The following is an 18,696-nucleotide window of genomic DNA, read 5'->3' on the forward strand; positions in this document are numbered from 1 at the left end:
CCGGGTTTCTCCAGTCCGACATCTCAGGCGATCGGCTCCGTAGTCGTCCAAGCTTACGGATCGAGGAACCCGTACTGCCGGGCAAGTCCGGAATGTTCGATCCCGTCGAGACCATGCGTCATGTTGCGGAAAGGCTGAGATCGGAGCCGGCCGGCCCCGAGACATGGCTGTCGGTTGCATCGACGAGGGGGCGCTTCGACAATGAGAGCCCCTCGACGTCCGAGCGTCTCCGGGCGGGAGGGCCCCTCCGGAGCCCATGTCATGCGCCGACCTGTTCTCGCATCGCTGATCGTCGTGCTCGCCTTCCCGGCCTTCGCCCCGGCGGCCGAGCCGATCAAGCTCCTGGCCGAGAACCCGCGGTACTTCGAGTTCCGCGGCAAGCCGACGCTCCTGATCACCTCGGGGGATCATTACGGCGAGGTGCTGAACCTGGCCCTCGACCAGCGCGCCTACCTGGACGCGCTGCACAAGGACGGCCTCAACAACACACGGACGTTCGCCGGAACCTACCGCGAGACGCCCGGCTCGTTCAACATCCGGGACAACGTGCTGGCCCCGATCCGCGGCCGATACATCGCACCGTGGGTCCAGGTCCAGAAGCCGGGCGAGGCCGAGAAGTTCGACCTCGACCGCTTCGACGACGCCTACTTCGCACGCCTGAAGGGGTTCATGACGCTGGCCTCCGAGCGGGGCGTCGTCGTCGAATTCAACCTGTTCTGCGTGCTGTACGACGACGGGCTGTGGGCGGTCAACCCCATGAACGCCGCCAACAACGTCAACGGCGTCGGCCGATGCCCGCGCTGCGAGGTTTTGACCCTGAAGCACGACGACCTCACCGCGGTGCAGGTCGCGTTCGTGAAGAAGGCCGTGGCCGAGCTGAACGGGTTCGACAACCTGTACTACGAGATCTGCAACGAGCCGTATTTCGGGGCCTCGGCCGAGTGGCAGGCGCGCATCGCCCGGGAGATCGTCGAGGCCGAGAAGGCGCTGCCGCACAAGCACCTGATCGCGCAAAACTACGCCAATGACAAGGCGAAGGTCGAGCGGCCCGACCCGAACGTGTCGTTCTACAACTTCCATTACGCCGTCCCCGAGGCCGTGACGATGAACGGCCATCTGGACCGGCCGATCGGCGACAACGAGACCGGCTTCAAGGGGACCGGCGACCGCGTCTACCGGACGCAGGCCTGGGAGTTCTTCCTGGCCGGCGGGGCCCTCTTCAACAACCTGGACTACTCGTTCACGACGGCCCATCCCGACGGCACGGCCGAGGTGAAGGACCCCACCCCCGGCGGCGGCGGCCCCGCATTCCGCAAGCAGATGGCCGTCCTCGCCGGCTTCCTGGGCGACTGCGAGTTCTGGAAGATGAGGCCCACGCCCGAGCTGCTCTCGGGGAGCAAGCTGTCCGAAGGGGCGCGAGCCAGCGCCTTCTCGCGTCCCGGGGAATACGCGATCTACATCGACCGCGGGCCGAAGGCCGCACTCTCGCTCCACCTGCCGCCGGCTTCGTACCACCTCGAATGGATCGATCCCCGATCCGGGGAGGTGCTCGCGAACGAGACCCTGTCGAGCGCGAATGGGGCCGTTCTCATCGCGAAATCGCCCGAATTCGCCGAGGACGTCGCCCTCAGGATCCGGGCGAAATAAGCGGTCGAGGGGCCGAGACGATCAGCGGTGCTTCTCGAAAGGGATCGTGACCGACTCGCCGTCGACCGTGACGATCAGGTCGCCGAAGAGCTGGTCCAGCGAGAAGAGGCCCGGGGCCGATGTGAACAGCGAGCCGCCCACCGGGTCCTTGGCGTCGGCCTGGAGCTTGAGCGGGACGTCGAGGGGGGCTTCCTGTCCGGGCATTTTGATCTTGAGCGCGGCCGCCGAAGGGGGCGGGGTCAGGGCCGCGGACTTCTCCGGAGACAGGAAGTAGACGGCCAAAACGCCGTCGGCCTTGGCGGTCGCCTTGGGGAGCGGCTTCGAGAGCACCTCGCCGAACCCGCGGTCCTTCGGCAGCGGCACGAGCAGGCCGCCATGCGCTCCGACGTTGTCGGCGACGTAGGCCGCGGGCGGCGCGGTCGTACCGCCGCATCCGATCGTAGCCAGGGCGCAGACCAGCAGGACGTGTCGCCGCGATCCGATCGACGAAGGGGCCATCAAGCGCTCCGAGAGGGGCGAGAAACCCGAGGCGGCGCGAGGCCGCCTCGGGTGCGTGGGGAAGGTCGAGTCCGACTCGCCCGGCTCAGTACGAATCCGAGCTGACGACCTCGCCGCCGGCGCGGGTGCCGACGGCCCGCCAGGTCTCGACCGCGATCGAGTTCTTGACGAACCGGGAGGAGCCGTCGCCCATCAGGACGTTGACGCCGCCGGGGTGGGCGCTCCGGGCCGAGACGATGGCGTGCTCGCCCGGCGTGTCCATGGTCGAGCTGAACGAGCCGCAGTCGATCCCCTGCCAGTTCGGCGGGGCGACGTGGTTGTACATCGTGGCGATGTACCAGGCGAACGGCCAGCCGTCGGAGAAGTCCGAGCCCGGCAGCCAGCGCCCCTGGGCGTTGAAGTTGAACGAGTCGATCCGCCGGGCGCTGAGGCAGTCCGTGAAGAGCGCCTCGCGATCGGGCAAGCCGGCGGCGCGGCCGACGCGGGTGACGTTGTCCGACAGCGAGGGGAGCTGGGTGGCGACCGGGAAGCCCGTCCCCTTGGTGCGTTCGGCGAAGGCGGCCGTGTTGCTCAGGCCGTCGGTGAACTGCGCCATGCTCATGCCCGGGCCGATCGTGAAGGCGCCGTTGCCGCCGGAGAGCGCCGTGATCGTCGACTGGGTGGTGGTCGAGTCCGCCCCGGCGTAGGGGGTCGAGCCGCCGAAGTTGTAGCGGTAGTTGTTCTCGCTGATCCCGCCGGCCGTCGTGTTGGGGTCGGACGGGCAGAGGAACGTGCTCTGGGCGATGGCGAACGCCGTGTAATTCGCGGAGTAGATCGTCGCCTGGCCGCCCGAGGTCAGCCGCGAGACGTTGGGCGCCGAGAAGTTCATCGCGTTGTACGCGTTGACCTGCTCCATGTAGTTCAGGATGTGGCAGTGGACGGAGTAGTAACCCGTCCAGCCCGACGTCGTGATGCTGCCGTAGCTCGTATAGCTCGTCGAAACCACGCCGGCGCCGGTGCGCAGGTCGGGCGTCATCCGACCGGGGGGGAAGACGTTGTGCGTGCTCAGGTAGTTGTGCAGCCCCAGGCCGATCTGCTTGAGGTTGTTCGTGCACTGGATCCGCCGGGCGGCCTCGCGGGCCGACTGCACGGCGGGCAGCAACAGGGCGATCAGGACGGCGATGATGGCGATCACCACCAACAGCTCGATCAGCGTGAACGCGGATCGGGAACGGGGCGGAGTACGTCCGAACATGAAAGATTTCTCGTAATCGGGATGAGGCGGCTGGCCCTGATGGTGGGGCCTCGGAAGCACGGTAGGAAGTGGGCGATCCGGACCGACCGGTAAGTCCGCATCAAACGACGGGACCCGCCCGGCGAGGCCGGGTCGTCACTCAATCATTGTCGCGGGCGATGATGAAGATGACGCGGAGACGGCGCGAAGTTCGGCCGAATCGCCTCCATCCGTCGGCAAGGAGAGGAGGATGCCGGGGCGGATGCAGGATGCAAGGGACGACGACAGCTTACAAGGAGAAGGCGCGATTTCCAAGTCGTGGATTCATTTTCCGCTTACGTGCCGATGGCAGCGATCGCGCGGATTCGACGCTCCCGAGGCACGACGAAATCCCTCGTTCAGCGTCCGTCCGGCTCGAACAGCCTGACCTCCGGATGCATCGTGTAGAGGCGATCGCCCTCGGGGCTCGGGACCAGCACGGCGCTCGAGCAGTTACCGCCGACGATCGGGTTGCCGGGGTATTTCTCCCAGTGGACGAGGTCCCGGGAGCGGGCGAGGTTGGTGGTCCAGTCGCGGACGGCCGCGTCGGCGAGCGCGTGATAGAACATGTAGTAGAAGCCGTCGCGACGGACGACCTGGTTCACGGCGATCATCGCCCGGTCGAAGGGCTCGGGCCCGCGGGCCAGGACGGGTTCGTCCTTGACGTTCTTCCACACCTTGAGGTCGCGACTCGTCGCCAGCCAGACGCCCTGGTCCCCGCGCTCGTAGAAGAGGCGCCACACGCCGTCCTCGTGCCAGGCGGTCGGCGTGCCGAACGAGCCGGGCCCGATGGGCGAGCCGTCGACCTTGCGGACGTCGAGCGGCCCGTGGTCGGTCCATCGAACGCCGTCGAGCGACGACAACCGGTGGGCGACGTCCCCCCTCCCCTCGGCGAACATGTGGTACGTCCCGTCCACCCGGACGACGCAGACGTCCTCGACCCACGACGCACGGAACACGGGATTGGCCGGATCACGCCTCCAGGCCTTGCCGTCGATCGACGTGGCCCGGCCCAGCGACATCGTCGTGGGCCGGTCGCGGTCATACCCGGTATACCAGAGGGTATAACCGCCGCCCTCCGGCAAGACGAACCCGCGCTCGCGGATCTTGCGATCCCAGGTATCCTCGCCCGTGCCCCGGAAGACCGGATTCCCCTCGACCGGCCGCCACCCCGTGAACCGCCACGGCTCCTCGAATGCGCCCGCCGAGGCCCCGCCCGAGACCATCAACCCGATCCCCAGGATCGCCCGCAACATCGACTTCAACATGCTCGACACACCCTCCGACCATTTCGACCACGTTCGCCTTGCATCGCCGACCTCTCGCCGCTAATCTAATCCTGACCCGAAGCTGATCGGGGCGGTAGCTCAATTGGGAGAGCGCAGCGTTCGCAATGCTGAGGTTGAGGGTTCGATCCCCTTCCGCTCCATTCGTCCTAACTGGTTTTAAAAAACCAATTTAGGACATCCGCCGACCCCCGGCGGATCGGCCGAATGACTCCAAGATAGCCGGTCGTGCACCGTCTCTGGAGTTTTGGCCCATTATCACGCCCGTCCCTGGGCCCCGGCCTATCGGGATCACCAGGCCTCAGGCCAGGCGCTCATCAACCTGAACGGGAGGCCGATCGACCAGGGTCGGCACGGTTCCCTACGCTTCGGCGGAGACCGATCGGCCCTGTCCTCAGACTTCTGCCCTCGGTCCGTTGTCGCCGCCGCGAGGCGGCCACGCGATCATCGGGCTGCGGGATTTCACGATCGCGGCCACAGGATGCAGCCGCAGGGGCGCTTCATCCTCCCATCGCCCTCGTCCCGACGCCGACCGCGATCATGGTCGCGACGACGAGCGTCAGGGAGATCAGGAAGAACCGCACGATCGTGCTCACGCTCGGGAAGGGCTTTCGCGTGACGGCTCGAAAGGTGACGTCGAGCAGTCCGAAGGCCAGGCACAGGCCGGCGATGACCATGATTGCAGGGATCATGATCATCGAGCCGGATCCATCCCGTCCTCCCGCCCAGGGCGATTGCGCCATGATGGGTGATTTGCGAAGATCTTGACGATCGGCCTACGGCGGCCGGGCGGGGGCTCGGTTGCGGGAGGCCGACGGCCGAGGTCCTCGATCATGTCGCAGCCGTCTCCCGAGTCCGATCTCGACTCTCCGTCGATCCGCCTTCAGGACCACTTCGCGAGCCTGACCGACCCGCGTCGTCGCAAGGTCACGTATCCGCTGGCCAACATCGTGACCATCGCGGTCTGCGCGGTGATCTGCGGGGCCGACGACTTCGTCGCCATCGCCACCTGGGGGCGGCTGAAGCGGGACTGGCTGGCGACGATCCTCGACCTCTCGGCCGGGATTCCGTCGCACGACCGCTTCAACGCGATCTTCCAGGTCCTGGACCCCGGAGCCTTCGAGAAGTGCCTGCTGAGCTGGATCTCCGAGCTTCACGAGGCCACCGCCGGCCAGGTCGTGGCGATCGACGGCAAGACGTTGCGCGGCAGCTTCGACCGGGCGTCGGGCAAGTCGGCGATCCACATGGTGTCGGCCTGGGCGACGGCGAACCGGCTCAGCCTCGGGCAGGTCGTCGTCGAGGAGAAGTCGAACGAGATCCCGGCGATCCCGGCGTTGCTGAAGCTGCTGGAGCTGAAGGGCTGCCTGGTGACGATCGACGCGATGGGCTGCCAGACGGCGATCGCCGAAGCGGTCCTGGCTCGCGAGGCCGACTACGTCCTGGCGGTGAAGGACAACCAACCGACGCTGCGTCGGGCGATCGAAGACTTCTTCACGAGTCAGATGGAGGACGACTTCGCGAAGGTCGAGGTGGGCCGGTTCGAGACGAGGGAGACGGCCCACGGCCGCGTCGAACACAGGGCCTACTACATCTGCGACGCGCCGGCCGACCTCGCCGACCGTGAACGTTGGAAGGGCCTGGCGGCGATCGGCGTCGCGATCAACATATCCACCCGCGACGGCAGGTCGAGCGACGCGGTGCGGTACTACATCCTGAGCCGCCGCCCCGACGCCCGGGCGTTCGCCGACGCGGTGCGAGGCCACTGGACGATCGAGAATTCGCTGCACTGGCAGCTCGACGTGACCTTCGGCGAGGACGCCTGCCGCGTCCGCACGGGCCTGGCCGACGCCAACCTGAGCGTCGTCCGCCGCGCCGCGTTGGGCCTGCTCAAGAACGAGAAGTCCGAGAAGATCGGCGTGAAGAACAAACGCCTCGCCGCCGCATGCAATACACGCTATATGGAGAAAGTCCTCGCCGGATCATGACTTATGGTGCAATCGCCCTGTCCTCCCGCCGGCGGCGCGATCATGGAGAGGATTTCGACCAGGAAGCCGATCCCCAGCAGGAGCCCGCCCTGGAGGAGCAGGAAGTAAAACGCGAGCCCGGCCCCGGCGAAGGCGAGAAGTCCGACGACGAGCTGGATGGTTCGATTGGGCGAGGGTTTGGGGTCGGCCGAATCGCCGGGGACGACCCAATCCGTCGGTTGGGTGTTCATGAGATTGATCTCCACAGGTGTGTATTCAGTGACTCCTTTCCTGCATGAAAGAAGCGGGCTGGAACGTGCCATGCGACGGTTTCGGGTGCGAGCCGCCCGCGACGGAAGGTCGGGTTGGGATTTATCTTAATGTCCGGGATCTTTCCGGTCAGAAGGCGTCGGACGAGACGACTTCGCTCCCGCCGCGGGTGCCGAGGCCTTGCCAGGTCGCCGCGTCGACCGAGTCCTTGATGAACTGCACGTGGCCGTCGCAGAAGAGCGACTCCACCCCGCCGGGGTGACGGCTGCGGGCGGTCACGTTCAGCGAGAGGTTGCGCCAGTCCGCGGTCGACTTGTCGCTGTGGGGCAGTCCCCCGCGGCAGTCGTAACGCTTGTCGTTCGGCGGCCGGCGGTGGTTGTACATGCTGTGCCCCGGGGCCCCGTAGAGCCACTTGATGCCGCGGGTCGGCTGGAAGCCCGGCGGTGACGAGGTCAGGCAGCGGGCCGCGTAGTCGTCGTCGGAGACGATGGGCGGGCCGTTGCCGGCCGCGTTGTTGCCGGTGATGACGAACCCGCCGAGCGGCTCGCGGGCGAAGGCGGCCGGCCCGCTGAAGCCGGTCGGGGCGCCGGCCGAGGAGCGGATCGACTCGCTGATCGCCACCGTCTGCGAGGTCCCGTCCGTGATGGCCGCAAGCCGCACGGCCGAGTTCTCGAAGAGGATGCCGTCGGGCGGCGTCATCGGCGCGGGCGGCGTCTGGACCACCGAATAGCCCGAACCCACGTTCAGCAGGTAGTTGTGGCCCGAGTACATGCCGCCGCCGACCTGGACCATCGGCGGCCCGCCGTCGGACGGGCAGAGGAACATGGAGACGACCATCACGGCCGCGGTCTGGTTCGCGGCGGCGCTGGTGGTCGTGTAGTCGGGGTCGGGGTTCATGCTGAAGTTCATCGTGTTGAAGACGGCCCCCTGCTCCAGGAACGGGAGCATCTGCGAATAGGCCCCCCAGCAGCGGCCGTTGCCGGCGACGTAGGTGTTGATCCGGCCCGGCGGGAAGACGCCGTTGGCCGATTCGTAGTTGTGGAGCGCCAGCCCGATCTGCTTCAGGTTGTTGGAGCAGCTCATGCGGCGGGCCGCCTCCCGCGCCGCCTGGACGGCCGGGAGGAGCAGGGCGATGAGGACGGCGATGATGGCGATGACCACCAACAGCTCAATGAGCGTGAAGGCGGCGCGACGACGGAGGATACTCATGAATAGGCCCGGGTGATACAGTCGTGTCCGTCTCCGACACCAACGTGTCGGGCTTCCTGTTATACGGGGTTGAACGGTTCGATTCAATCGTGGCGCCAACGGATATGATCATGGCAAACTCCCTCGCGCTCGACACGAATCTCCGCGGCAGCCGGCTCCTGCGGGGCTGGTCGCAGGAGGATTTGGCCCGAGCCTCCGGCCTCTCGCGTGCGGGCGTCAGCGCCATCGAGACCGGGCGCCTCGTCCCCTCGGCCGCGGCGGCCCTCGCCCTGGCCGCGGCGCTCGACTGCCGCGTCGAGGACCTGTTCCGCCTGCGGGGGCCCGACGTCCCCGAGGCGGCCTGGGCGTGGCCCCCGGGTCGCGAGCCGTGCCGATACTGGCGGGCCGAGGTCGGCGGCCGGCGAATGCTCTATCCGTACGAGCCGACCCTCGCGGGGGCCGTCGCCCACGACGGGGTCTTCGAGGGCGGACGCTTCCGCGAGGGCGACGAGGACGAGGCGGGCCGGACGCTGGTGATGGCCGGCTGCGACCCCGCGGTTGGATTCCTGGCCGCCGGGCTGGCCCGGGTCGCGAACGTCCGGCTCATCGCCCTGCCTCGTTCCAGCCGGGCGGCCCTGGACCTCCTCGGCCGCGGCCTGGTCCACGTCGCGGGCGTCCATCTCGCGGGGGCCGACGAGCCGGGCGGCAACGGGTCGATCGTCCGCGAGGCGCTGGGAGCGGGCTACGAGCTGGTCCGCGCAGCCTCCTGGGAGGAAGGCGTCGCCCTCGCGCCCTGCGTGCGCGCCTCGTCCGTGCGGGCGGCCGTCGATTCGAAGCTCCGCTGGGTGGGTCGGGAGATCGGGTCGGGGGCGCGACGGTGTCTCGATGAGCTTCTGGAAGGCCGGAGCCCGCCGCGAAGGATCGCCTCGGACCACCGCGGCGTGGCCGAGGCGGTGCGACACGGCTGGGCCGACGCGGGCGTCTGCCTGCGACTGGTCGTCGAGGAAGCGGGCCTGGGCTTCCTGCCCGTCCGAAACGAGGGCTACGATCTGTGCTTCCCCGAGCGGCTGGAGGGGGACCATCGGATCCAGGCCCTACTGCGGGTGCTGCGTTCCCCGTCCCATCGCAAGCTGCTGGGGGAGTTGCCCGGCTACGACAGCGCCGAGACAGGGGAGCTGCGACCGGTCGACTGAGGGTCTCAGGATCAAAGGATGCGGATCATGAGAGATCTCCACGCGGTCGGCTTGCTCGCTTCGATCGGGATTCTCGCCGGGCCCGACGCCCCGCCAGGTAGCGAGGCACAGGCCCCCCGCCCCAGGCTTCGAAGGTCCTGCTCCGAATCGGCGGCGAGGTACCAAAGCCGATCGACCTGGATGCCGAGGCCTTCGCCCGCCCGCCGCAGCGGTCGATCCGCGTCAAGGAGAGGGACGGCGCGGAGGCCGAGTTCGAGGGCGTCCCGCTCTTCGAAGGGCTGAGGGCCGCCGGGTTCCCGTTCGGGGAGGACCTCCGCGGCCCGGCTTTGGCGAATCACCTGGTGGTCGAGGCTTCCGACGGCTATCGGGCCCTGTTCGCGCTTCCGGAGCTGGACCCGTCGTTCACCGATCGCGTCATCTTGCTCGCCGACCGCCGCGCCGGCAAGCCGCTCGACGATCGGCAAGGACCTCTGCGGATCGTGGCCCCCGGCGAGAAGCGGCCGAGCTGATGGGTGCGGCAGGTCCTCGGCCTGAAAGTCGGCACGAGATGAGGCTCTCGGCTCAAGGCTTGTCGATGAGGACCTCGGACGCCTTGAGCACGGCCTTCACCTCGTCCCCCTTTTTGAGGCCGAGCCGCTCGGCCGATCCGCGCGTCATGGCGGCGACCAGTTCGACGTCGCCGACGGCCGTGACGACCTCAGCCATGACGTCGCTGAGGGCGCAGGACCGGGCGTGAGGTTGCTCCAGGAATTCGCGGCCGGCGGTCGACCGAGTCCTGGCGTCGAACGACGGCGAGGGCTCACCTCGGCTCCGGCCGGCTGAGGTGCTTGTGGAGGAATCGGAAGGTCCCCTTGCCGTTGATCGTGTGGGGGCCGTCGAAGACCTCCATCTCGCAGCGGTCGCCGATCTTGAGCCGGGCGTCGTAGAGGTTGAACACCTTGGCGAACTCGTACGCCACGGCCTCGTCGGACGAGACGCCGTCGTGATGGCCGCGTTCGACCATGAACGGCCGAGGCGCGATCAGCGCGGCCATCTCCGCATAGTTGAACGTGCTCCCCAGGTCGAACTCGAAGATCTCGTACTCTCCGGTCCGGACGTAGCTGTGCGGGCTTCGCGTCGACGCGTTCTTCCAGACCCATTCGTTGAAGTCGGCCGAGCATATGGAAAGGCAGTAGTTCTCGACCAGCGGCGGGATCCGCATGGCCGACTTCCCGCCGTAGCTCAGCCCGTAGAAGGCGATCCGCGCGGGGTCGACCTGAGGCAGGGTCTTCAGCCAATCGGTGATCTGCTGATGCTGGGGGACGATCATCGAGAAGAGCGTCTTGCCGAGCGGATTGGCCTTGCGCTGGAGGGTGCGGAAGCGGTCCTCGAAGATGTACAGATTCTGGGGTGCGAACGTGATGAAGCCTCGCTCCGCCAGCCGGACCGCGTATTTGTGATAGGCCGGGTTCTCGACCCGGGGGTCGGCGAGGTCCGTCGGCCGCCCTTCCAGGCCGTGCTGGCAGACGACCACGGGGCGTTTCTCGCCCTCCTTCATCCCCTTCGGCATCAGCAGGATCCCCGAGGCGAAGAGGTCGGGGAAGACGTCCATGACGACCTCGTAGCCCGTGAAGCCGGGCTCGTCGAAGATCTGCCGCGAGCGGACGTTCGGCGGGAGCCTTTCAAGGTCGAAGCGGCCGACGACCTCGGTCGCGAACCGCTCGCGATAGGGCTCGACCGTCTTCGCGTAGGCCTCGATCGACGTCGTGTCGAGGTCCTTCATGAACTCCTTGCGGACGAACGGGCTCTCGACGAGCAACTGCTGGGTGTGGCGGTCGATCTCGTGAAGCTGCCGGTCCTGACGCGCGACGAGCGCGGCGGCGGTCGGCCGCGGACCCTGCGGCGCCGGGCCGACCGGGGCGAGCTTTCGAGTGGGCTCCAGAGCGGCGAGGAACGCGGCGAGCGCGGGCTCGGACGCGAACGGTCCCTGGCCGTCTCCGCTGGCGAGGACCGAGAGGACGGGCCTCGGTTCGAGGCCGGCGATCAGCTTCCGGGCCCTTTCGACTTCCGCCTCGACCGTCGCCAACTTCGGCGTGGCGATCCGCCCCGGCGCGCCGCCCTTCCCCGGCCCGTAGACGAACTCGGGGGCCTTCGCCGCCTCGACGACGAGGGGCCGAGGGGCGATCATCGAGGCCAGTTCCGCGTCGCCGAACTGGTCGAGGAGGCCGAAGACGTTGCGATCGACGGGCTGCCGCCACACGTCGTCGCGATCGTCGAAATAGCCGCTCACGCAGGCGGCGTCGATCCTCGGGTCGAGCGCCGCGGCGTAGAGCGCGACGGCCCCCCCTTCGCCATAGCCGAAGACGCCGACCCGGGGTTCCGGCCCGGCTGCGGCGGAATCGACGATCGCCAGGACCTTCTGGACTTCCAGGCCGAGCAGCGTCCGTCCCAGCACGAACGCCGGACGTTGGAGGAATTCGCGGCTGGTCAGCTGAGCGCCGCCGCCCATGCGGGGGGCGACCGCGCGATCGATCAGGACGGGCGCGATCACGGTGAAGCCGCTCTCGGCGAGGCGTCGGGCGACCTGACGCTCGGGCGGGAGGCCGGGCTCGATTCCCGCGAGTTGCTCGGGAGTCTGGTCGGCGTCGGGGACGACGACGATCACCCCGCTCGACGGCCCCTCCCCCCTGGCCTGGACGAGAAGCCCCTCCCCCGTGACGTCGCCGATCACGGGCCACCGGATCGCATGGATTTCAAGCGCATCGCCGACGAACGAGACGAGCCCCTCGCCCTGGATGCGGGCGGGCTCGGCGAAAGGGACGCGAGGATCGCGGACGCCCAGGATGTGCGCCAGCCTCCTACGATTGGGCTCGATCGACCGTGGGTAGGCCTCGGCCGAAGAGAAGTCGCGCTTCCAGTGCGAGGCCCGGCCGGCCGCCGATTCGTCGATCTTCCGCAGCAGGAATCGGTCGGCCCCCGCGACGAGTTGGGAGGCGAGATCGCCGGGCATGTCGAGCGGCTTCGTCCCGGCGATCGGCGGCCCGATCGTCCTGTAATCCGGCCCCGGCTCGGAACCCCGGGCGAGCCCCGCGCCGAGAACCGCCGCGAGCATCGCCACGACCGGACGAGTCGCATCCACCCGGACGACGCCGCATCGCTCCGCGAGCTTCCTGAAAGACCGCATATCGCGTCGAACTCCGGGACCGTCGAGGTTGTCGGGCTGGGATTTCGAGGTCGAATCTATCCCAGCCCATCTGCCCGCTCAAGAACGCCGAGCCCGATCGATTCGAAAGTCGGGCGGCCGACCGGGCCGTTCTCGGCGAATGGTGGACGCGGTATGATGCGTCGATCTCCCGCCCCTCCCGGAGGAGCCGCTCCGCCGCGAATGCGGGCCGGTCGCACCGCCCCTGGCACGATCACGATTCGGAGGCCACGTGCTCGAACCCATCCAGATCTCGTCGCGGAAATCCACGTCGCTCCACCCGCTCGAGCCGCTGGGCGCCGAGGAAGTCCGGCGCGCCGTCGAGATCCTCCGGCGATCGGGCAAGGTCACGCCGACGACCCGGTTCGTCTCGGTCGCGCTGCGAGAGCCGGCGAAGGGATCGGTCCACGGCTGGGACGGCGGCGCGAAGCCGCCTCGCGAGGCCTCGGCGGTCCTGTTCGACAACGCCGCCAACGCCTGCTACGAAGCGGACGTCGCGCTGGCCGCCGGCGAGGTTTCGAGCTGGAGGCACGTCCCGGGCGTCCAGCCCACGATGACGATCGACGAGCAGGTCGAGTGCGAGCAGGCCGTGCTGGCCAGCCCCGCGTTTCGCGAAGCCCTCAAGGCCCACACCGGAGTCGACGACGCCAGCCTGGTGATGGTCGACATCTGGAGCGCGGGGAATTATGGGACGGAGGAGGACCGGACGCGACGGCTCGCCCGCCCGCTCTGCTTCCTGCGAACCGACCCGACCGACAACGGCTACGTCCGCCCCATCGAAGGCCTGCGCCCGGTCGTCGACCTCAACACGATGGAAGTGATCCGCATCGAGGATCACGGCCGCTGGCCGCTCCCCCCCGGCGAGGCCAACTACGCCGCGAGCCGGATGCCGCGGTTCCGCGACGACATACGTCCGCTGGAGATCGTCCAGCCCGAGGGGCCGAGCTTCGAGGTCGAGGGCTATCAGGTCGCGTGGCAGAAGTGGAAGTTCGTGATCGGCTTCAACGCCCGCGAAGGCCTGACGCTGAATCACCTGCGGTACGTCGACGACGATCGCGAGCGCTCGGTGCTCTATCGGGGCTCATTGACCGAGATGGTCGTCCCCTACGGCGACCCGGGCGAAACTCAAAGGCGCAAGAACGCGTTCGACGTCGGCGAGTACGGCATGGGCATGTGCGCCAACAGCCTGGAGCTGGGCTGCGACTGCCTGGGCCTGATTCGCTATTTCGACGCCCACCTGTGCGACAGCCGCGGCGAGCCGCTGACGATCAAGAACGCCGTCTGCATGCACGAGGAGGATTACGGCATCCTCTGGAAGCACACCGACCGCCGCCTCCCCGACGCCCCCGAGGTCCGCAGGTCGCGCCGGCTGGTGGTCTCGTCGATCTCCACCGTCGAGAACTACGAATACGGCTTCTTCTGGTACCTGTACCAGGACGGCACGATCCAGTTCGAGATCAAGCTCACCGGCATCCTCTCGATGGGCGCGGCGCATCCGGGCGAGTCGCCGAAATTTGGCGTCCTCGTCGCGCCCCAGCTTTACGCCCCCAATCATCAGCACTTCTTCAACATGCGGCTCGACTTCGACCTCGACGGCGTGGACAACACCGTGATGCAGGTCGACGTCGTGCCCGACGCGATCGACGAGGACAACCTGTTCGAAAACGCCTTCTTCGCAAAGGCGACCCCGCTCAAGACCGAAATCCAGGCCCGGTCGCGGCTCAACCTGGAGACCGCGCGGACGTGGAAGATCGTCAACCCTTCGGTGAAGAACCACGTCGGCGAGCCGGTGGGCTACAAGCTGCTCCCGGGCGACAATTCGGTCCCCTACGCCTCGCCGAACGCCTGGTGGCGCAGGCGGGCCCGGTTCGTCGACAACCACGTCTGGGTCACGCCGTACAGCCCCGACGAGCGCTACGGGGCCGGGGATTACCCCAACCAGAGCTCCGGCGACGGCGACGGCCTGCTCCGCTGGACGGACCAGGATCGGCCGATCGAGGACGCCGACGTCGTCCTCTGGTACACGTTCGGCCACACCCACATCCCCCGGCCCGAGGACTACCCGGTGATGCCCGCGGCGTACATCGGCTTCACCCTCAAGCCGGTCGGCTTCTTCCCCGCCAACCCGGCGAACGACGTCCCGCCGTCGGCGAAGAAGGCGTCCGAGAAGAGTTGCTGCCACTGATCGAGCCGGCCGGACGGCACGCGATCGGGCCGCGACTCTATGCCGGCGTCGCCACGGGCTGCGCGAGCGTTTCCGCCTCGCGCTTCGTCACGGCCTCGGCGGCGAGGTGCGCGCAGGCCGTCAGCGCCACGGTGCTCGCCTGCCACAAGAAGTAGCCCGAGTAGAGATTCTTAGGTTGGAAGAAATACCAGACGCCCAGCGCGGCGATGAAGGCGGCCAGTCCCAGGACGCGGGCGGTCCGGTAGCGATGAAAGACGTAGGCGAGCCAACCCGCGAGCATGATCGGGTTGGCGAGCCACGCGAAGCTCCAGGGCGGCATCCAGCCGAATGCGAGGCACGTCCAGCCGTAGAAGTAGTTTGGGGGCCCATTCTCTCCATCGTAGGTGCAGATCGCCGGGAAGACGCACGCGCCGATGTAAAGGGCCAGGAAGATCAGCGTCAGGATGCGTGTCGGTTTCAACGGCGTCGTCCCCGGGAAAAGGCTCGCGGCGTGCAGCCCGCCGCGGGATCGGACGAATCTCGCCGGACCGGCGCCGACCGGGCGGCTCGACGGCGAGCCAGGTCTCGGCCGAAACCTCAGGGCCCGAGTTGCAAACCGCGGCCCGTCGGCGACGAAATCCGGGATACCATGACCCTGATGCGTTTCCGGTCGAAAAATCAGCTTTGCAGCTCTTGCATGAACATGGGAAAGGGGGCGAAACTATGCCGATTCCTTTCCCCATGCTCCGGAGACTGCATCGATGAGTTCAACCGTGCGGAAGAGGCAAGGACGACGCCGGTCGGGTTTCAGGCTCGAGGCCCTGGAACCTCGCCAGTTGATGGCCGCGGATTTCGATTACGCGATGGCGGAGCGGTTCGGGCGCGACCTGAACGACAACGGGCTCATCGACCTGCCCAACACGGCGACCTATGCCCAGCCGACGACGCTCACGCTGACCTTCTCGGTGCTCGACGACCCGAATCCCGACCCGGCGACGGTCTACGTCTGGGCGATGCAGGGGAGTTCCGGCCCGGCGACGATCGTGCAGCGGACGGCGGCCCAGATCGCCGCCGGAAACCTGCCGACCGTCAGCGTGCCCGGCGGAACCTATGATACGACCTTCCAGGAGATCGTGGGCGGCGTGGTCGTGTACACGGTCGAGAAGCCGGTGAGCGTGCGCGACATCCTGATCGTCAGCCTGGGCGACAGCTACAGTTCGGGCGAGGGGAACCCGGAGCGCATCCAGGGGCTTTCGCTGCCGGATTATTTCCCCTCGGGCACGATCCCGTACCTCCAGACCAGCGACCTGAACGAGCTGGCGCCGGCCGCGGCCTTCACCCTGGCCGCCGGCTTCCTCTCCCAGACGAGCACCGCGCTCTGGGCCGACGGGGCCGACGGCTACTACGGCCCGACCCCCTTCGGCCTGAACATGACCGAGGAGAACCGCGAGTCGCACCGCTCGACGGTGGCCGCGACCGCGCAATACGCCCTGCAGCTTGAGCGGTCCGACCCGCATACGTCGGTCACGTTCGTCCACGTCTCGCAGAGCGGCGCGACGACCCAGACGGCGATCGGGAAGGTCGTCGCCCACGGCATGGAGAACCCGAACTATGTGCTCACGCCCCAAACGCAGCTGATCCAGGCGATCGTGGGGAGTCGCCCGGTCGACCAGCTCTTCATCTCCCTGGGCGGAAACGACGTCGGCTTCAGCACCCTGGCGACGGGCCTGGTTGTGGGCGACATCGACGTGACGGACGTGATCGGGAACGCCTCGACCGTCCAGCCGGGGTCGTTGAACCGGGTCCTGCGCCAGGCCCAAGCGGCGATCGCGAATTCGGACGCGCTGGCCGCCGTCAAGTTTGTCTTCGACGGCCTGGCAGCCGGGCTCCCGGCCGATTACGCGAGCGTGCAGAACGCGCTGAACACGATCGGGGTGACCCCCGCGGCGACGTTCATCACCGAGTACCCCGACCCGACGCGGATTTCCCGAACGTTCATCAACTCGCGCACCGGCCGGCCGTTCACGGTTCCCTGGTGGGGGCCGGCGGTCTTCGACGTGCTCCCCCCCGCCTCGATCTCGGCGACCGAGTCGTACTTCGTGTCGCAATCGATCGTCGGCCCGATGAACCAGGCGATCCAGTCGGCGGCCGCGGCCAACGGCTGGACCTACCTGGGGAACATCTCGAACGCCTTCCTCGGCCACGGCTACGACGCGCCCAAGGTCGGGGATTCGCTGGGGAACCTGCGTTTCATCCGGACGGCGCGCGAGTCCAGCCTGTTCCAGGGGCCCGTGGGCCTGACCGGTCCGGCGGACACCAAGGGGACGCTCCACCCGAACGCCCTGGGCCATCAGGCGATCGAGGCGGCGATCCTCGGCGACCTGACGCCGACGGTCGCGACGACCGTGGCGGTACGCGGAGCCACCGCGAGCGTCCGGACGCTGGGCCGCGCCGCGTCGCAGACGCGGAACGCCGGGCTGACCTACTCGTGGGACTTCGACCGCCTGCCCGGCCAGGGTCGCTTCCGCGCCGACGCCGTCGGCGCCAGAGTCGCGATCACCGGGAAGGATCCGGACGGCAAGCCCGGACGCGTGGCCACCCTGCGCGTCACCAACGCCCTGGGCCTCACGACCGAGCGCGCCGTCTTCCTGAGGACGCGGGTCGTCTGACCGAACCCCGGCGCGGCGGCGAGAGGTCGCCGCGCCGGCCTTCCGAGACGGCGGGAGCCCGATTGGAGAGCCGTCGCCGCTGGGGTAGACTCGGCGGCCGGGGGCTCGAAAGCCACGTGGCTCGGGGCGACCGGTCGGCGGGGGTGACGATGAATCGTTTTGGATGGATCCTGGTGCCGTTCGGGATCGGGCTGGCTGCAGCGGGCGCGGCGAATCACTTCTTGGCCGGGCGGCCCCTCGCCGCCCAGTCGGGTGGCGCGCCGACGCTTTCCTCGGTCGCTCCGGGATGGAACCAGGGCCTCGCCGCCCTCCCCCACCTGGGTTCGACTCGCTCGCGTGCGATCACGGCCGAGAACCCGACCGGCGAGAAGGCCAGGGGCGGCATGGCCGTCCCCGACCCCACCGAGAAAAAGTTCCCCGCCTCGGGTCGCGCCGCCGACAAGCTCGGGCAGGGCTGGAAGGTTCGGCCGTTCCTCCGGGTCGATCGCGGCGCGACCGCGACGTTGATGAACGTGGAGGGGCCGGGCGTCATCCAGCACATCTGGATGGTCGAGGGCCTGAAGCGCGCCCACGTCCTCCGCTTCTACTGGGACGGCGAGGACTCGCCCTCCATCGAGGTCCCCGCGCCCGATTTCTTCGCCGTCGGCCACGAACGGTTCGCCCCGGTGAACTCGCTCGCCGTGGTCGTCAACCCGCGCAATGCGCTGAACTGCTACTGGCCGATGCCCTTCCGCAGGCACGCGCGCGTCACGCTGACCAACGAATCGCCCGCCGAGGACCTCGACCTGCTGGCCTATCAGATCGACTACGCCGAGGGCGAGGTCCCGGCCGATTCGGGCTACCTCCACGCCCAGTTCCGCCGCGCCCGCACCGACGTCGAGAACCCGTACGTGATCCTCGACGGCGTCCGCGGACGGGGCCGGTACGTCGGCACGTTCCTGTCCTGGGTCCAGCGCGAGAAAGGCTGGTTCGGCGAGGGCGAGGTGAAGTTCTTCCTCGACGGCGACGACGAGTTCCCGACGATCTGCGGCACCGGGACCGAGGACTACTTCGGCGGCAGCTACGGCTTCCCGTCCTCGTTCAGCGGCCCCTACTCGGGCACCGTACTGCCCGCCAGCGACGCCGGCGAGCCGCCCAATTTCTGGAGCCTCTATCGCTGGCACCTGATGGACCCCGTCGCCTTCCAGAGCGACCTGCGAGTGACCGTTCAGGCCCTGGGCTGGGAGGGCCCCTTCTACAAGAAGCTCGACGACGACATCGCCTCGGTCGCCTACTGGTACCAGACCGAGCCCCACGCCCCCTTTCCGAAGCTTCCCCGCCTGGCGGAACGGCTGGCGACGGTGCTGCCGACGCCCGGATCCTGACCGCGGCCGGTTCGAGACGA

At 68.3% G+C, this 18,696-nt stretch carries 16 protein-coding genes and 1 tRNA gene; 8 read left to right on the forward strand and 9 right to left on the reverse strand.

From position 1 onward, the window contains the following. Positions 1-261: 261 nt before the first annotated feature. Positions 262-1,647: a glycoside hydrolase family protein gene (locus tag PZE19_RS20275; protein ID WP_277862419.1), complete on the forward strand. Its 1,386-nt coding sequence runs from the start codon at positions 262-264 to the stop codon at positions 1,645-1,647. Positions 1,648-1,668: 21 nt separating this feature from the next. Here PZE19_RS20275 and PZE19_RS20280 read toward each other — a convergent pair whose 3' ends face one another. The 3 genes from PZE19_RS20280 to PZE19_RS20290 form a co-directional block, all read right to left on the reverse strand. Beyond that, positions 1,669-2,145 carry a hypothetical protein gene (locus PZE19_RS20280; RefSeq protein ID WP_277862420.1) on the reverse strand — a complete coding sequence of 159 codons (477 nt, stop codon included), beginning with the start codon at positions 2,143-2,145 and terminating at the stop codon, positions 1,669-1,671. Positions 2,146-2,230: 85 nt separating this feature from the next. Next, a complete protein-coding gene (locus PZE19_RS20285; protein ID WP_277862421.1) occupies positions 2,231-3,379 on the reverse strand; it encodes a DUF1559 domain-containing protein in 1,149 nt (382 codons plus the stop codon). A 377-nt stretch (positions 3,380-3,756) separates the two neighbouring features. Continuing rightward, entirely contained in the window at positions 3,757-4,665 is a 909-nt protein-coding gene (locus PZE19_RS20290; protein ID WP_277862422.1) for a glycoside hydrolase family protein, read from the reverse strand. 88 nt (positions 4,666-4,753) lie between these two features. On the opposite strand from PZE19_RS20290, the gene PZE19_RS20295 reads away from it, so the two are divergent. After that, positions 4,754-4,826 (forward strand) — tRNA-Ala (locus tag PZE19_RS20295). Positions 4,827-5,183: 357 nt separating this feature from the next. On the opposite strand, the gene PZE19_RS20300 is transcribed toward PZE19_RS20295, so the two are convergent. Further along, complete coding sequence (locus tag PZE19_RS20300; RefSeq protein WP_277862423.1) at positions 5,184-5,381, reverse strand: hypothetical protein; 198 nt, start codon at positions 5,379-5,381, stop codon at positions 5,184-5,186. 135 nt (positions 5,382-5,516) lie between these two features. Between PZE19_RS20300 and PZE19_RS20305 the strand changes: the two genes are divergently transcribed. After that, a complete protein-coding gene (locus PZE19_RS20305; RefSeq protein WP_277862279.1) occupies positions 5,517-6,668 on the forward strand; it encodes an ISAs1 family transposase in 1,152 nt (383 codons plus the stop codon). Here PZE19_RS20305 and PZE19_RS20310 read toward each other — a convergent pair. Both PZE19_RS20310 and PZE19_RS20315 read right to left on the reverse strand, forming a co-directional pair. Beyond that, on the reverse strand, positions 6,638-6,898 hold the full coding sequence (locus PZE19_RS20310; protein WP_277862424.1) for a hypothetical protein: 261 nt from the start codon (positions 6,896-6,898) through the stop codon (positions 6,638-6,640). The two genes, PZE19_RS20305 and PZE19_RS20310, sit on opposite strands and share 31 nt — an antisense overlap. A 148-nt stretch (positions 6,899-7,046) precedes the next feature. Next, on the reverse strand, positions 7,047-8,126 hold the full coding sequence (locus PZE19_RS20315) for a DUF1559 domain-containing protein (RefSeq protein WP_277862425.1): 1,080 nt from the start codon (positions 8,124-8,126) through the stop codon (positions 7,047-7,049). 110 nt (positions 8,127-8,236) lie between these two features. On the opposite strand from PZE19_RS20315, the gene PZE19_RS20320 reads away from it, so the two are divergent. Next, positions 8,237-9,298: an XRE family transcriptional regulator gene (locus PZE19_RS20320; RefSeq protein WP_277862426.1), complete on the forward strand. Its 1,062-nt coding sequence runs from the start codon at positions 8,237-8,239 to the stop codon at positions 9,296-9,298. Between the two features lie 341 nt (positions 9,299-9,639). Next, the gene (locus tag PZE19_RS20325) at positions 9,640-9,807 is read left to right on the forward strand and encodes a hypothetical protein (protein ID WP_277862427.1); all 168 of its coding nucleotides are present in this window, start codon (positions 9,640-9,642) and stop codon (positions 9,805-9,807) included. Between the two features lie 52 nt (positions 9,808-9,859). Here the strand turns inward: PZE19_RS20325 and PZE19_RS20330 are convergent, their stop codons facing one another. Both PZE19_RS20330 and PZE19_RS20335 read right to left on the reverse strand, forming a co-directional pair. Then, entirely contained in the window at positions 9,860-10,003 is a 144-nt protein-coding gene (locus tag PZE19_RS20330) for a TOBE domain-containing protein (protein WP_277862428.1), read from the reverse strand. Between the two features lie 94 nt (positions 10,004-10,097). Further along, entirely contained in the window at positions 10,098-12,461 is a 2,364-nt protein-coding gene (locus PZE19_RS20335; protein WP_277862429.1) for a dienelactone hydrolase family protein, read from the reverse strand. Between the two features lie 250 nt (positions 12,462-12,711). Between PZE19_RS20335 and PZE19_RS20340 the strand changes: the two genes are divergently transcribed. Further along, positions 12,712-14,664 (forward strand): primary-amine oxidase, encoded by a 1,953-nt coding sequence (locus PZE19_RS20340; protein WP_277862430.1) that lies wholly within the window; start codon positions 12,712-12,714, stop codon positions 14,662-14,664. A gap of 37 nt (positions 14,665-14,701) precedes the next feature. Here PZE19_RS20340 and PZE19_RS20345 read toward each other — a convergent pair whose 3' ends face one another. Continuing rightward, positions 14,702-15,124: a hypothetical protein gene (locus PZE19_RS20345; protein ID WP_277862431.1), complete on the reverse strand. Its 423-nt coding sequence runs from the start codon at positions 15,122-15,124 to the stop codon at positions 14,702-14,704. A 358-nt stretch (positions 15,125-15,482) separates the two neighbouring features. On the opposite strand from PZE19_RS20345, the gene PZE19_RS20350 reads away from it, so the two are divergent. After that, entirely contained in the window at positions 15,483-17,312 is a 1,830-nt protein-coding gene (locus PZE19_RS20350) for an SGNH/GDSL hydrolase family protein (protein WP_277862432.1), read from the forward strand. 149 nt (positions 17,313-17,461) lie between these two features. Then, positions 17,462-18,676 carry a glycoside hydrolase family 172 protein gene (locus PZE19_RS20355; protein ID WP_277862433.1) on the forward strand — a complete coding sequence of 405 codons (1,215 nt, stop codon included), beginning with the start codon at positions 17,462-17,464 and terminating at the stop codon, positions 18,674-18,676. Positions 18,677-18,696 lie beyond the last annotated feature (20 nt).

It is taken from the genome of Paludisphaera mucosa (genome assembly GCF_029589435.1).
In the GTDB taxonomy this organism is placed as follows: Bacteria; Planctomycetota; Planctomycetia; order Isosphaerales; family Isosphaeraceae; genus Paludisphaera; species Paludisphaera mucosa.

Excerpts from the sequence above, each read along its gene's own strand:
- PZE19_RS20275 (WP_277862419.1), top strand. The coding sequence starts at position 262 with ATGCGCCGACCTGTTCTCGCATCGCTGATCGTCGTGCTCGCCTTCCCG.
- PZE19_RS20280 (WP_277862420.1), bottom strand. The coding sequence starts at position 2,145 with ATGGCCCCTTCGTCGATCGGATCGCGGCGACACGTCCTGCTGGTCTGC.
- PZE19_RS20285 (WP_277862421.1), bottom strand. The coding sequence starts at position 3,379 with ATGTTCGGACGTACTCCGCCCCGTTCCCGATCCGCGTTCACGCTGATC.
- PZE19_RS20290 (WP_277862422.1), bottom strand. The coding sequence starts at position 4,665 with ATGTTGAAGTCGATGTTGCGGGCGATCCTGGGGATCGGGTTGATGGTC.
- PZE19_RS20300 (WP_277862423.1), bottom strand. The coding sequence starts at position 5,381 with ATGATCATGATCCCTGCAATCATGGTCATCGCCGGCCTGTGCCTGGCC.
- PZE19_RS20305 (WP_277862279.1), top strand. The coding sequence starts at position 5,517 with ATGTCGCAGCCGTCTCCCGAGTCCGATCTCGACTCTCCGTCGATCCGC.
- PZE19_RS20310 (WP_277862424.1), bottom strand. The coding sequence starts at position 6,898 with ATGAACACCCAACCGACGGATTGGGTCGTCCCCGGCGATTCGGCCGAC.
- PZE19_RS20315 (WP_277862425.1), bottom strand. The coding sequence starts at position 8,126 with ATGAGTATCCTCCGTCGTCGCGCCGCCTTCACGCTCATTGAGCTGTTG.
- PZE19_RS20320 (WP_277862426.1), top strand. The coding sequence starts at position 8,237 with ATGGCAAACTCCCTCGCGCTCGACACGAATCTCCGCGGCAGCCGGCTC.
- PZE19_RS20330 (WP_277862428.1), bottom strand. The coding sequence starts at position 10,003 with ATGGCTGAGGTCGTCACGGCCGTCGGCGACGTCGAACTGGTCGCCGCC.
- PZE19_RS20335 (WP_277862429.1), bottom strand. The coding sequence starts at position 12,461 with ATGCGGTCTTTCAGGAAGCTCGCGGAGCGATGCGGCGTCGTCCGGGTG.
- PZE19_RS20350 (WP_277862432.1), top strand. The coding sequence starts at position 15,483 with ATGGCCGCGGATTTCGATTACGCGATGGCGGAGCGGTTCGGGCGCGAC.
- PZE19_RS20355 (WP_277862433.1), top strand. The coding sequence starts at position 17,462 with ATGAATCGTTTTGGATGGATCCTGGTGCCGTTCGGGATCGGGCTGGCT.